Origin of the sequence: Nocardiopsis endophytica (assembly GCF_027706725.1) — a bacterium.
Classification (GTDB): domain Bacteria; phylum Actinomycetota; class Actinomycetes; order Streptosporangiales; family Streptosporangiaceae; genus Nocardiopsis_A; species Nocardiopsis_A endophytica.
The window spans coordinates 19,913-32,210 of record NZ_JAQFWQ010000081.1 but is presented as its reverse complement, the minus strand read 5'-3'; the positions used below and the strand labels follow the sequence as shown (position 1 = coordinate 32,210).

At 74.3% G+C, this 12,298-nt stretch carries 11 protein-coding genes; 7 read left to right on the top strand and 4 right to left on the bottom strand.

Features of this window, described 5'->3' with window-relative positions; translation table 11 throughout:
* Positions 1-33 precede the first annotated feature (33 nt).
* Complete coding sequence (gene bioB, locus O4J56_RS23040; protein WP_270688584.1) at positions 34-1,107, bottom strand: biotin synthase BioB; 1,074 nt, start codon at positions 1,105-1,107, stop codon at positions 34-36.
* Between the two features lie 238 nt (positions 1,108-1,345).
* On the bottom strand, positions 1,346-1,927 hold the full coding sequence (locus tag O4J56_RS23035) for a TIGR03086 family metal-binding protein (RefSeq protein ID WP_270688583.1): 582 nt from the start codon (positions 1,925-1,927) through the stop codon (positions 1,346-1,348).
* A 273-nt stretch (positions 1,928-2,200) separates the two neighbouring features.
* Here O4J56_RS23035 and O4J56_RS23030 point away from each other — a divergent pair, with 273 nt between their 5' ends.
* The 5 genes from O4J56_RS23030 to O4J56_RS23010 all read left to right on the top strand — a co-directional run bounded on the left by O4J56_RS23030 (position 2,201) and on the right by O4J56_RS23010 (position 7,881).
* Positions 2,201-3,550, top strand: a complete 1,350-nt coding sequence (locus O4J56_RS23030; RefSeq protein WP_408639164.1) for a sugar porter family MFS transporter — start codon at positions 2,201-2,203, stop codon at positions 3,548-3,550.
* 232 nt (positions 3,551-3,782) lie between these two features.
* Entirely contained in the window at positions 3,783-5,081 is a 1,299-nt protein-coding gene (locus O4J56_RS23025; RefSeq protein ID WP_270688581.1) for an ATP-grasp domain-containing protein, read from the top strand.
* 5 nt (positions 5,082-5,086) lie between these two features.
* The gene (locus O4J56_RS23020; RefSeq protein ID WP_270688579.1) at positions 5,087-7,108 is read left to right on the top strand and encodes a CocE/NonD family hydrolase; all 2,022 of its coding nucleotides are present in this window, start codon (positions 5,087-5,089) and stop codon (positions 7,106-7,108) included.
* A gap of 104 nt (positions 7,109-7,212) precedes the next feature.
* Complete coding sequence (locus tag O4J56_RS23015) at positions 7,213-7,491, top strand: hypothetical protein (protein WP_270688577.1); 279 nt, start codon at positions 7,213-7,215, stop codon at positions 7,489-7,491.
* Between the two features lie 204 nt (positions 7,492-7,695).
* The gene (locus tag O4J56_RS23010) at positions 7,696-7,881 is read left to right on the top strand and encodes a DUF397 domain-containing protein (protein ID WP_270688576.1); all 186 of its coding nucleotides are present in this window, start codon (positions 7,696-7,698) and stop codon (positions 7,879-7,881) included.
* A gap of 66 nt (positions 7,882-7,947) precedes the next feature.
* Here the strand turns inward: O4J56_RS23010 and O4J56_RS23005 are convergent, their stop codons facing one another.
* Together O4J56_RS23005 and O4J56_RS23000 are read right to left on the bottom strand one after the other, a co-directional pair.
* Positions 7,948-8,727, bottom strand: a complete 780-nt coding sequence (locus O4J56_RS23005) for an ABC transporter permease subunit (RefSeq protein ID WP_270688575.1) — start codon at positions 8,725-8,727, stop codon at positions 7,948-7,950.
* Positions 8,724-9,617, bottom strand: a complete 894-nt coding sequence (locus O4J56_RS23000; protein WP_270688573.1) for an ABC transporter ATP-binding protein — start codon at positions 9,615-9,617, stop codon at positions 8,724-8,726. The genes O4J56_RS23005 and O4J56_RS23000 overlap by 4 nt, the downstream gene beginning before the upstream one ends.
* A 170-nt stretch (positions 9,618-9,787) precedes the next feature.
* On the opposite strand from O4J56_RS23000, the gene O4J56_RS22995 reads away from it, so the two are divergent.
* Both O4J56_RS22995 and O4J56_RS22990 read left to right on the top strand, forming a co-directional pair.
* Positions 9,788-10,951 (top strand): sensor histidine kinase, encoded by a 1,164-nt coding sequence (locus O4J56_RS22995; protein WP_270688571.1) that lies wholly within the window; start codon positions 9,788-9,790, stop codon positions 10,949-10,951.
* 654 nt (positions 10,952-11,605) lie between these two features.
* The gene (locus O4J56_RS22990) at positions 11,606-12,298 is read left to right on the top strand and encodes a response regulator transcription factor (RefSeq protein WP_270688570.1); all 693 of its coding nucleotides are present in this window, start codon (positions 11,606-11,608) and stop codon (positions 12,296-12,298) included.

Here is a 12,298-nt window from a genome sequence, read left to right as displayed (position 1 = left end):
CGCTCGGCCCGCCCGGGCGCCCCGCCCCGCCCGTCAGGCGTTGGGCGGGAGGGTGGTGCCCGCGCCCCGCTGGCGGGGGCGCACCAGTTCGGGGCGCTCCCGGCCCCCGTCCCGTCCTTCGTCCTCCTCCTCGGCGCCCAGGACGGTGAACCCGGCGTCGCGGATCATCTCCAGGTCGGCCCGGCCGGGCTGGCCCTCGCTGGTCAGGTAGTCGCCCAGGAAGATCGAGTTGGCCAGGTACAGCGCCGTGGACTGCATGCCGCGCAGGTGCACCTCGCGCCCGGCGGCCAGGCGCACCTCGGTGTCGGGGAAGACCAGCCGGGCCGCCGCCAGGATGCGCAGGCACTGCCGGGCGTCCAGGTTCCACTGCCCGGCCAGCGGGGTCCCCTCGAACGGGATGAGGAAGTTGACCGGCACCGAGTCCGGCTCCAGCCCGCGCAGGGCCAGCAGGGCGTCGGCGATGTCGCCGTCGCTCTCGCCCATGCCCGCGATCAGGCCCGAGCAGGGGGACAGGCCCGCCGCCTTGGCCTTGCCCACGGTCTCCACCCGGTCGTCGAAGGTGTGGGTGGTGCAGATGTCGGAGTAGCGCTCGCCGGAGGTGTTGAGGTTGTGGTTGTAGGCGTCCACCCCCGAGGCGCGCAGCCGCTCGGCCTGCCCGTCGGAGAGCAGGCCCAGGCAGGCGCAGACCTCCACCCCGGGGTGGTCGGCCTTGATGCCCTCGATGGCCGGGCGGAGCCGCTCCACGTCGCGGTCGGTGGGGCCGCGCCCGCTGGCCACCAGGCACACGCGCGCCGCCCCCGCCCGGACGCCGGCGCGCACCGCCTCGGCGGTCTGCTCGGGCCTGAGCCAGGTGTAGGTCACCACGTCGGCGGTGGAGCCCAGGCGCTGGGAGCAGTAGGTGCAGTCCTCCGGGCACAGCCCGCTCTTGAGGTTGACCAGGTAGTTGAGCTTGACGGTGCGGCCGAAGGCGCGCAGGCGGGGCCGCGCGGCGGCGGCCACCAGGTCCATCAGCACGTCGTCGTCGCTGCCCAGCACACCGAGCAGCTCCTCGCGGGTCGGGGGTTCGCGCCGCAGCGCCTTGTCCGAGAGCACGTCGAATCGGGCCATGCAGCCGATCCTGGTGGAGGGGCGCGCGGGGCACAGGCGCCGGAGGAGCCAAAAACGGCCCCGCGGGGTTTGTGGACCACCGCCCTTACGGAGCGGGCGGTCCCGGTCCGCCGCAGCCCGGGCGCCCGCCGACGGGGCCGGGGCGGCGGCCGGCCGCCCCCGCGTGGGCCCCGGCGGGGTTCAGGCCCCCCGCGTAGGCCCCGGCAGGAATCAGGCCCCGCGTAGGCCCCGGCAGGGCTCAGGCCGCGCGGCCGGTCCGGGCCAGCAGAACGGCCTGGTCGCCGGCCCCCTCGGGGACCGGCCGCGCCGGGGCGAACATCCCCGTCCCGCCCTGCTCCTGGGCGGCGTCCAGGTCGTCGGAGATCTGCTCGGACTCCAGCAGGGCCCGCACCAGCGAGGGGTCCAGCCGCTCGTCGGCGCCGATCGCGCGGGCCAGGTCCCAGGCGTGCACGGCCAGGTCGAACGTCATCTGCCACAGGTACAGCGACCCGGGGGCGTCGCCGAACGACAGGTGCACGGTGCTCTCCAGGGAGCCGGGGCGCAGCCAGGCCGTGCGCGCCTCCCGGGAGGCCAGCTCCCAGGTGGCCACCGGCTCCTCGCCCATGGCGTCGCCGTCGAAGCGGCCGCCCGCCCCGTCGATCGTGCCGCCCTCCAGCAGGTAGGGCACCCAGAGCTGCTCGCGCACCAGGTGCTCCACCAGGTCGTGCACGTCCCATTCGGTACAGGGCGTGGGGTCGGCCCACTGCGTCGGGCCCACCGCCCTCACCCTGCGGTCGAACTCCTTCATCGCCTGGCCGTGCAGGTCCAGCAGGTCGGACATGGCTCTTTCCCTCCGCTGATCGGCAGCGGCCCCGCCTCCGCGCGCGGGGCCCCACCCGAGGATGCCGCCCCTACCCGCCCCCCGAAACGGCAATCATCGCGCCTGTGAAAGACAACTCACCGCGTTTCGTGTCCGAGCACACCCGCGGCGGCGAGACCATGGTGAGCTGCAACATGTCCATCACCCCCCGTTGACGCGGTAAGGAGGGGGAGCGTGGCCAGAGCGCACTCCTCGGCCCCCGACGCGGAGGCCGGAAACCTCGCCCATGTCGTCATGATCGCCGGGGCGGCCGCCATGGGCGGCTTCCTGTTCGGCTACGACAGCTCGGTCATCAACGGCGCCGTCGACGCCATCCAGAAGCACTTCGAAGTGGGGCCGGGCGTCACCGGGTTCACCGTGGCCGCGGCGCTGCTCGGCTCGGCGGTGGGCGCGGCGGTGGCCGGTACCCTGGCCGACCGCTTCGGCCGCATCCGCGTGATGCAGCTGGCCGGCCTGCTGTTCCTGATCAGCGGCATCGGCTCGGCGCTGCCGTTCACCGTGTGGGACCTGGCGCTGTGGCGCGTGGTCGGCGGCTGCGCCATCGGCATCGCCTCGGTGATCGCGCCCACCTACATCGCCGAGGTGTCCCCGGCGGCCTACCGGGGACGGCTGGCATCGCTGCAGCAGCTCGCGATCGTGCTCGGCATCGCCGTCTCCCAGCTGGTGAACTACGCGCTGGCGTCGCTGGCCGGGGGCAGCTCGCTCGGCCAGCTGGGGCCGCTGCAGGCCTGGCAGTGGATGCTGGGCGTGGAGGTGTTCCCGGCGGCGCTGTACATCCTGCTGTCGCTGACCATCCCCGAGTCGCCCCGCTACCTGGTGCGCGTGGGCCGCGACGCCAAGGCGCGCCGCATCCTGGAGGAGGTCGAGGGCGGCGACGTGGACGCGCGCATCGCCGAGATCCACGAGGCCCTGGGCTCGGAGGTCAAGCCCAAGCTGAGCGACCTGCGCGGCCCCTACCTGCTGCTGCCCATCGTGTGGATCGGCATGGCGATCTCGGCGTTCCAGCAGCTGGTCGGCATCAACGTCATCTTCTACTACTCCTCGTCGCTGTGGCAGTCGGTGGGCGTCAACGAGAGCGACTCGCTGCTGCTGAGCCTGTTCACCTCGATCGTGAACATCGTCGGCACCTTCATCGCCATCGGCCTGGTCGACAAGATCGGGCGCAAGCCGCTGCTGCTGATCGGCTCGGCGGGCATGGCGGTGACCCTGGCGTCGACCGGGTTCGCGTTCAGCCACGCCTCGGTGGTCGGCGACCAGGCGCACCTGTCGTTCGCCTGGGGCGCGGTGGCGCTGGTGTCGGCGAGCGCGTTCGTGCTGTTCTTCGCCCTGTCGTGGGGCGTGGTGACCTGGGTGCTGCTGGGGGAGATGTTCCCGCTGCGGATCCGGGCGGCGGCGATGGCGGTGGCCACGGCCACCCAGTGGATCGCCAACTGGCTGGTCACCGTCACCTTCCCCACCCTGCGCGACTGGGACCTGAGCGGCGCCTACATGATCTACACGGCCTTCGCGGTGCTGTCGTTCCTGTTCGTGTGGAAGTACGTCCAGGAGACCAAGGGCAAGACGCTGGAGGAGATGGGCCGGTAGCCCGGCGCCGTCCGCCGCGCGGACAGAAGAAAGGGCCGGTCCGGCTCGACGCGATCCCCCCAGACGCGGAGCCGGGCCGGCGCGGTCCGACGGGACGGGTGGGGTTCCGCCGGACACCCCGTACAACAACCGGGGGCCCAGACATGTTCCGGGCCCCCGGCCGTGTCCCGGCGCCGCACGTAACCTCCCGACCTGCGGGTAGTCGGGGGGCAGAGGCGGCGAAGGGAGGGCCATGGACGCCGACGTCTTCGTCCTGGGGCTGGACCCCCACAACCGCGAGCTCTTGGAGAGGCAGGCCCGCGAACACGGCTACCGCATCCACGGACTGCTCGACATGGAGCGGCTGCGCAACCCCTACGGGCGGCTCCACGAACTGCTCGACGAGGCCCGCGCGCACCTGGACGCCTTCCCCGGGAAGGCGGACGCCATCATCGGCTTCTGGGACTTCCCGGTGTGCACGCTCGTGCCGATCCTGTGCGCCGAGCGGGGCCTGCCGTCGGCGCCGCTGGAGGCCGTCGTCAAGTGCGAGCACAAGTACTGGAGCCGGCTGGAGCAGCGGGAGGTGACCGACGCGCTGCCGCGGTTCGCCGAGGTGCCCTTCGACGCGCAGGAGCCGCCGCCGGGGCTGCGCTACCCGATGTGGCTCAAACCGGTGAAGTCCTACTCCTCCGCGCTGGCCTTCCGGGTCACCGACGACCGGGGGTTCCGCGAGGCGCTCGGGCGCGTCCGCGAGCGCGCCCACGAGATCGGCGACCCCTTCGAGGAGGTCCTGCGCGGCTTCGACCTGCCCGAGGAGGTCGCCCGCGCCGGGGGGACGGCCTGCCTGGCCGAGGAGGAGGCCACCGGCGAGCAGGTCACCGTCGAGGGCTACGTCCACCGCGGCGTGCCCGTCGTCTACGCCATCATCGACTCGGCCCTCTACCCCGACTCCTCCAGCTTCCTGCGCTACACCACCCCTTCCGGCCTGCCCGGGCCGATGCGGGACCGGCTGACCGAGATCTCCGAGGCGGTCGTCTACCGGATGGGGCTGGACAACACCACCTTCAACATCGAGTACTTCTGCGACCCCGGCACCGACGACGTGCGGCTGCTGGAGGTCAACCCCCGCCACTCCCAGTCGCACGGCTGGATGACCGAGCAGGTCGACGGCGTGCCCAACCACGACCACATGGTCCGCCTGGCCATGGGCCTGGAGCCGCGGCTGGAGCCGGGGGCGGGCGAGTACGCCACCGCCGCCAAGTGGTTCCTGCGCCGCTTCACCGACGGGGTGGTGCGCACCGCCCCCGGGCCCGAGGACGTGGCGCGCATGGAGCGCGACCTGCCCGGCACCACAGCGAAGATCGCGGTGAGCCCCGGCACCCGCCTGTCGCGGCTGTACGGCCAGGACAGCTACAGCTACGAACTGGCCCAGGTGTTCACCGCCGGGCGCGGGGAGGAGAACCTGCGCCGCACCTACGAGCTGTGCCTGGCACGGCTCCCGTTCGAGATCGACGACGTCGGCCCCGGCACCGGCAACGGAGAGGGGGACTGAGCCGCATGCGCACCGTCACCGAGCTTCCGCAGGAGGTCGTCGAGGAGGGGGAGGTGACGATCCCCGTCTCCGACGGGGTGCGCCTGGCCGGGCGCGTCTGGCGCCCGGCCGGGTCGGAGAACGCCCCCGTCCCGGCGGTCCTGGAGTTCATCCCCTACCGGCAGCGCGACCTGACCGCCCAGCGCGACTCCACCGTGCACCCCTACCTGGCCGGGCACGGCTATGCCTGCGTCCGCGTCGACCTGCGCGGCAGCGGCGACTCCGAGGGGGTGCTCCAGGACGAGTACCTGGAGCGCGAGCTTCAGGACGCCGAGGAGGTGCTCGCCTGGATGGCCGAGCGGCCCTGGTGCGACGGCACCACCGGGATGATGGGCATCTCCTGGGGCGGGTTCAACGCGCTGCAGGTGGCGGCGCGGCGTCCGGAGAGCCTGGGCGCGATCATCACCATCTGCTCCACCGACGACCGCTACGCCGACGACGTGCACTACATGGGCGGGTGCCTGCTGGGCGACAACCTGTCGTGGGCCTCGACCATGTTCGCCTACACCTCCTGCCCGCCCGACCCCGAGGCGGTCGGCGCCGGCTGGCGGTCGATGTGGCGCGAACGGCTGGAGGGCAGCGGGCTGTGGCTCGACACCTGGCTGCGCCACCAGCGGCGGGACGACTTCTGGCGGCACGGCTCGGTGTGCGAGGACCTGTCGGCGATCCAGGTGCCGGTGATGGCGGTCAGCGGGTGGGCCGACGGCTACTCCAACGCGGTGTTCCGCCTGATGGAGGGCCTGACCGTGCCGCGCCTGGGGCTGATCGGCCCCTGGTCGCACAAGTACCCCCACCTGGGGCGGCCCGGCCCGGCCATCGGCTTCCTCCAGCACTGCGTGCGGTTCTGGGACCGCTGGCTCAAGGGCGAGGACAACGGCATCGGCGACGAGCCGGTGCTGCGCAGCTGGATGCAGGAGAGCGTGCCGCCGTCCACCTCCTACTCCGAGCGGCCCGGGCGGTGGGTCGGCGAGAGCGAGTGGCCCTCGCCGGACATCGACTACCAGGAGCGCCCGCTGGCGCTGTACCGCATCTGCGAGCCGGGCGCGCGCGTGGGCCGCGAGGCCGCGCAGGTGCGCTCGCCGCTGACCGTGGGGCAGTTCGCCGGGAAGTGGTGCTCCTACAACGCGCCCCCGGACCTGCCCTACGACCAGCGCGAGGAGGACGGCGGGTCGCTGGTGTTCGACACCCCGCCGCTGGAGGAGCGGGTGGAGATCCTGGGCGCCCCCGTGCTCAACCTGGAGTTCACCGTCGACCGGCCGGTGGCCATGGCGGCGGTGCGGCTGTCGGACGTGGCCCGGGACGGGCGCGCCACCCGGGTGACCTACGGGCTGCTCAACCTCACCCACGCCGAGGGGCACGACGCGCCGCGGGCGCTGGAGCCGGGGCGGCGCTACCGGGTGGCGATCCCGATGAACGGCGTCGCGCAGGCGTTCCCGCCCGGCCACCGCATCCGGGTGTCGGTGTCGACCTCCTACTGGCCGCTGGCCTGGCCGCCGCCCCAGCCGGTCGTGCTGACCGCGCTGCTGGAAGGGGGGACGTCGCTCGTGCTGCCGATCCGGCCCCAGGGGCGCGGGGCCGAGCCGGCGCCGTTCGAGGAGGCCGAGGGCACCCCGCCGCTGGAGACCGAGCAGGTGACCCCGGGGGACGGGCGCTGGGAGCTGTCCCGGGACCTGGTCGACTACTGGTCCTCGCTGTGCGTGCTCAAGGACCTGGGGACCGTGCGCTTCCCCGACAGCGGCTGGGAGGTGTCCCGGCGCGCCTGGGAGGAGTACTCCTCGCAGGGCGACGACTTCTCCTCGCCGATGGGGCGCACCGAGTGGCAGATGGGGTTCGCGCGCGGGGACTGGCGGGTGCGCACGGTGACGCACACCGAGCTGTCGGCCACGCCGGAGGAGTTCCGGCTCAACGCGACCCTGGACGCCTACGAGGACGGGGAGCGCGTGGCGGCGCGGACGTGGAACACCTCCATCCCCCGGGACCTGGTCTGAGCGACCGCGGCGGCCGCTCCGGCCCGACCCCGGGGCGGGGAGGGTTACCGCCGGTCACAGGGAGTAGCATGACCTGCGGACCGTGACCACCTCTGAGGAGAACCATGCGCCACACCCCCCGGACGTTCACGCGCGAGATCGCGCGGCGCGAGGCCGAGCACAGGGGCGTGGCCGTGGACTGGGACGCCGAGGCGCCCGAGGAGGTCCCCGAGGAGCTGCGCCACGCGGTGTTCAAGGTGGCCGACCGGGGCTGGTGCGTGTGGGCGACGACCTCGCCCGAGGAGATGGCGATGCCCGCGGACCGCGACTTCCACCCGTTGGAGGAGGTGCTGTCCGCCGGCTGGTGCCTACAGGGCTGGAACGGCATCCGCATCCCCGTGTGAGGAGGTCTCCGGTGCGGAAGAGGGCTCAGGCGTCCACGCCTCTGTCGCGCAGGAGCGCCCCTGGATCTCGGCCGGGTAGACGCGCACCGTCAGCGAGCGCAGTGTGACCCCGTCGAGTTCACCGGTTCGGAGCGTTGCAGGCCGACGCGTGGAGCCCCAGGGAGACCGTGGGGTACCTGCGGTGAAGACTGGAGGAGTACGAGGATGACGAATGATCGGGCCGACTGGCACAAGTCGAGCCACAGCGCGGGTGCAGAGAACTGTGTCGAGGTCCGACGGGGCGTAGTTGTGGCGATGCGCGACACGCAGCACCAAGGCTTGGGACACCTGGAGTTCCCCCGTGGAGAGTGGGAGGCCTTCGTGGCCTCCGCGTCGGCCGGCCGCCTTTAGCGGAACAACGGCAACGCCCGCCCGCTATGCGCGGGCGGGCTTCGCTCCGTCGGCGCCGTCCGCCGCTCAGGCGTCGCGGAGCCGCAGCAGGGGCCAGGCGGCCAGGAGCGGGACCAGCGCCCACAGGGCCATGGTCAGCGCCGCGCCCCATGGGGGCAGCAGGTCGCCGTAGACGGACCCGCCCGTCGGGCCGGGGGAGGCGATCTGGGCGGCCAGCCCTCCCGGCAGGACCGAGCCCACGCGGTCGTTCCATGGCTCCGGGAGGAACTGCACGGTCATCGGGACCAGGTACCACAGGGCGCCCAGCGCGGCGATCGACGCCACGGCCGACCGGGTCAGCGCCGCCAGCCCCAGTCCCAGCAGCGTGAACACCGCGGCCTCGGCGGCCATCGCGGCGATGGGCTCCCACTCCTGCGTCAGCGGCCCGGGGATGCCCTCCATCCCCCGGTCGCCGAGCACCGCCCGGGTGGCCCACCACACCGCCACCAGCACCGCCAGGGCCGTCGCCGGTGCGACCGCGCCGCAGACCAGGGCCTTGGCGGCGAGCACCCGGCCCCGGGACGGCAGCGCGGTGAAGGTCGTGCGGACCATCCCCGAGGTGTACTCGCGCGAGACCGCCAGCGCCCCCATCACCCCCAGGGCCAGGGTCATGCCCCAGCCCGCCAGCTGGGTCAGCGGGGAGATGGAGCCGGTGCGCTCATCGGGCGGGAGCGCGTCCCATGCCTGGGAGGCGGTCCAGGCGATGGCCGCGGCCAGAGGAAGCATCGCCGCCGCGGCGATCAGGCAGTACCAGGCGGCGCGGGAGGTGCGCAGCTTGATCCATTCGGTCGCGACCGCGTCGATCATCGGACGGCCTCCCCGGCGTCGGCGGTCAGGCGCATGTACGCCTCCTCCAGCGAGGTGCGCACCGGGGCGGACCCGTGCAGCGGGATGCCCGCCGACGCGGCCGCCTCGCCCACCTCGCGCACGTCCATCCCCGTCACGGTGAGCGCGCCGTCGTCGCCGGGCTGCACCCCGGCGCCGCGCTCGGACAGCAGCCGCGCCAGGTCCCCGGGGCGCGGGGAGTGCACGAGGACCCCCTCGCCGTCCTGCACGAGCTCGCGCACCGAGGTGTCGGCGACGAGCCTGCCCCGGGCGATCACCACCAGCCGGTCGGCGGTCCGGGCGACCTCGCTCATCAGGTGGCTGGACAGCAGCACCGTGCGGCCTTCGGCGGCCTTGGCGCGCAGCAGCTCGCGCATCCACCGCACCCCGTCGGGGTCCAGGCCGTTGACCGGTTCGTCCAGCACGAGCACCTCCGGGTCGCCCAGCAGCGCCGCGGCCACGCCCAGCCGCTGGCGCATGCCCAGGGAGAGCCCGCCCGCCCTGCGGGAGGCGGCCCCGGCGATCCCGGCCCACTCCAGGGCCTCGTCGACCCGGGCGCGCGGGATGCGGTTCGAGCGCGCCAGCCAGTGCAGGTGCGCGCGGGGCGTGCGGCCCGGGTCCAGGGCGTCGGCGTCCAGCAGCGCCCCGACCCTGCGCAGCGGGTGCCGCAGCCGCGCATAGGGGACGCCGAGCACACGGGCGCGGCCCGCGTCCGGGCGGTCCAGGCCGACCAGGGCGCGCATGGTGGTCGACTTCCCTGCGCCGTTGGGCCCGAGGAACCCGGTGACGAGCCCGGGTTCGGCGCGGAAGGAGAGCCGGTCCACGGCCGTGGTGCGGCCGTATCTCTTGGTGAGTTCCTCTACTTCGATCACGGCGGCGAGTGTGCCGGTGGCGGGACGCCGGGGGCATCGGAGCAGGGGCCGGATCTCCGGCTCACCCGGCGGGCGGAGGAGCGGCGGCGGGCGGCGCCCTCCCTCATCCCCGGGGATGAGGGACCGGGGGACGAGGCGGGCGCGGGCGGGGGAAGGGTAGCGTTCCCGGCATGTTCAGCCGGGTGCGGCCGTGGCAGGCCGAGGGCCGTGGGGGCCTCTTCGCGCTCGACGCCCTCGCCGGGGCGGGCTACGCCGGTTACCTGGCGGCCGCCGGGGTGCCGGAGCCCTCCGGGGCTCCCGCCTGGGCCATGGCGGTGGTGCTCGTGGGAACGGGCCTGCCCATGGCGCTGCGCCGGGCCGCGCCCCGGGCGGCCATGGCCGCGGTCGCCGCCGCGACGGTGTTCGGGCTGGCGGCCGGGATGATCACCGACCCGTTCCTGGCCGCCGGTTTCACGGTCTACGCGCTGGCCCTGGACATGCCGCGGCCGGCGAGGGTGCCGTTCACGGCCGTCGGCGTGGTCGCCGGCGGCGTGCTGGTACTGGCGGTGGTCGCCGGGGTCCCCCAACTCGGCGCGGCGATGGCGGTGGCCGGGCAGGCGGTGGCGGGGGCGGCGGTGCTGGCCGCGTCCTGGGCGGCGGGGCGCGCGGTGCGCGAGCGGCGCGCCCAGGCGCGGCGGGCGGCCGAGGAGCTGGCGGCCCGGGTCGCCGCCGAGGAGCGGCTCAGGGTGGCCCGGGACGTGCACGACATCGTCTCGCACACGCTCAGCATGATCGGCGTGAAGGCCGGGGTGGCCCGCCACCTGGCCGGGGCGCGGCCGCAGGAGGCCCAGGAGGCGCTCGGGGTCATCGAGCGGGCCAGCAGGGAGGCGCTGGCCGAGATGCGGGTGGTGCTGGGCGCGGTGAGGTCGGGGGAGGACGGCGCGCCGCCCCCGGGGTCGGCGCGCCTGGAGGAGCTGGTGCGGCGGGCCGGGGACGCCGGGATACGCGTCGACCTGGACGCCGACGGCGCGGAGGGGCTGCCGGAGGCCGTGGGGGCCTCGCTGTACCGGATCGTGGGCGAGGCGGTCACCAACGCGGTGCGCCACTCGGGCGCCGACCGGTGCACGGTCCGAGTGCGCGCCGAGGGGGACGCGGTGCGGTTCTCGGTGACCGACGCGGGAGGCGGCGAACCGGCCGGGCGATCTGCACCGGCCCCGGCGGCACCGGGGCACGGCATCATCGGGATGCGTGAACGCGCGAAGGCCCACGGAGGCTTCGTGGAGGCGGGGCCGCGCCCGGAGGGTGGTTACGAGGTGCGGGGGAGCCTGCCCCTGGAGCGGGACGGTGACCGCTGAGCGGGGGCGGTAGGGGCGCGGTTCCTGAAGCTCGACGCCCGTGCGGCGGGCCGAGTGCGTCCACGGAGGACCCGCGCGGAGAGGCGGGCGGACCCTGTGCTGCTCTCGGAGGAAACGACGCTTCCGGGCCGCGCTTTAGAGCGGATTCCCCGAGATCAACGGCGCAGGGGCGGCGGTCGGCGGCGGAGTCGGCGGGGTCGGCCCCCTGCGGTCCGCCCGCCAATCCGCGCCGACTCTCATGGTGCCCGTTTCACCCCGACTTACCCGAGGTCAACGACGCAGGGGGCAGCGATCGACGACGGGAGCGCGAGGCCTGGCCACCTACGGCACGCCCGCTTATCCGCGCGACCTCTCGTGGGCGGTTCCGGCGGCGACTTCCTCCGCCGTCGGCAGGTCCGTCCGTCTCCGACGATGCGGCGGGCGTCCGGTCGAGGGTGGCGGGGTGTCCCGGTGGGGCACAAGGGCCCCGTGTCGCCAACGATCCGGAACATCACACCTCGGCCGGATCGTGTTCCCGGGGAAGGGCCTCGTCCGCGTCCGGTCGGCCCGCCAAGGGAACCGCCCCGGAGGGAGACCCTAGAGGGGGCGCCGTCGGCGGAGGGCGTCGGCGATGGGCGAGAATCAGTGGGCCGGTGCGACGGGAGGGGACACTCAATGGCCGAGACGGCCGAGCCGCTGCGTGTGCTCGTCGCCGACGACCAGGACCTGGTGTGCGCGAGCTTCCGCCTGCTGGTGGACAGCGCGCCGGACATGGTGGCGGTCGGGGGAGCGCTGGACGGTGCGCAGGCGGTCGCGCTCGCGCGCGCCGAGCGGCCCGACATCGTCCTGATGGACGTGCGCATGCCCGGCATGGACGGGATCGAGGCCACCCGCGCCATCACCGGCCCCGACGGGGTCCCCGGGGCGCGGGTCCTCATCCTCACCACCTTCGACCTCGACGAGTACGTGTACGCCGCGCTGGAGGCCGGGGCCTCGGGGTTCCTGCTGAAGAACTCCCCGCCCGAGGACCTGTTGCGCGCGGTCCGGGTGGTGGCAGAAGGCGAGGCGCTGCTGGCCCCGTCGGTCACGCGGCGCCTGGTCGAGCGCTTCGCCCGGGGCGCCCGCCCCGCGGAGGCGCCGCGGGCGGCGCTGGAGGGAGTGACCGAGCGCGAGCGGGAGGTCCTGGAGCTGATCGCACGCGGTCTGTCCAACGACGAGATCGCCGCACGCCTGCAGCGCAGCCGGGCCACCGTCAAGACCCACGTGGGGGCGCTGCTGCACAAGCTCGCCGCCCGGGACCGGGCCCAGCTCGTCGTCGCTGCTTACGAGGCCGGGCTGGTGGTCCCGGGGCGGATCGGCCCGGGGTGA

Coding starts and splice junctions, on each gene's coding strand:
- bioB (WP_270688584.1), bottom strand. CDS start 1,107: ATGGCCCGATTCGACGTGCTCTCGGACAAGGCGCTGCGGCGCGAACCC.
- O4J56_RS23025 (WP_270688581.1), top strand. CDS start 3,783: ATGGACGCCGACGTCTTCGTCCTGGGGCTGGACCCCCACAACCGCGAG.
- O4J56_RS22995 (WP_270688571.1), top strand. CDS start 9,788: ATGTTCAGCCGGGTGCGGCCGTGGCAGGCCGAGGGCCGTGGGGGCCTC.
- O4J56_RS23005 (WP_270688575.1), bottom strand. CDS start 8,727: ATGATCGACGCGGTCGCGACCGAATGGATCAAGCTGCGCACCTCCCGC.
- O4J56_RS23015 (WP_270688577.1), top strand. CDS start 7,213: ATGCGCCACACCCCCCGGACGTTCACGCGCGAGATCGCGCGGCGCGAG.
- O4J56_RS23010 (WP_270688576.1), top strand. CDS start 7,696: ATGACGAATGATCGGGCCGACTGGCACAAGTCGAGCCACAGCGCGGGT.
- O4J56_RS23020 (WP_270688579.1), top strand. CDS start 5,087: ATGCGCACCGTCACCGAGCTTCCGCAGGAGGTCGTCGAGGAGGGGGAG.
- O4J56_RS23030 (WP_408639164.1), top strand. CDS start 2,201: ATGATCGCCGGGGCGGCCGCCATGGGCGGCTTCCTGTTCGGCTACGAC.
- O4J56_RS22990 (WP_270688570.1), top strand. CDS start 11,606: ATGGCCGAGACGGCCGAGCCGCTGCGTGTGCTCGTCGCCGACGACCAG.
- O4J56_RS23035 (WP_270688583.1), bottom strand. CDS start 1,927: ATGTCCGACCTGCTGGACCTGCACGGCCAGGCGATGAAGGAGTTCGAC.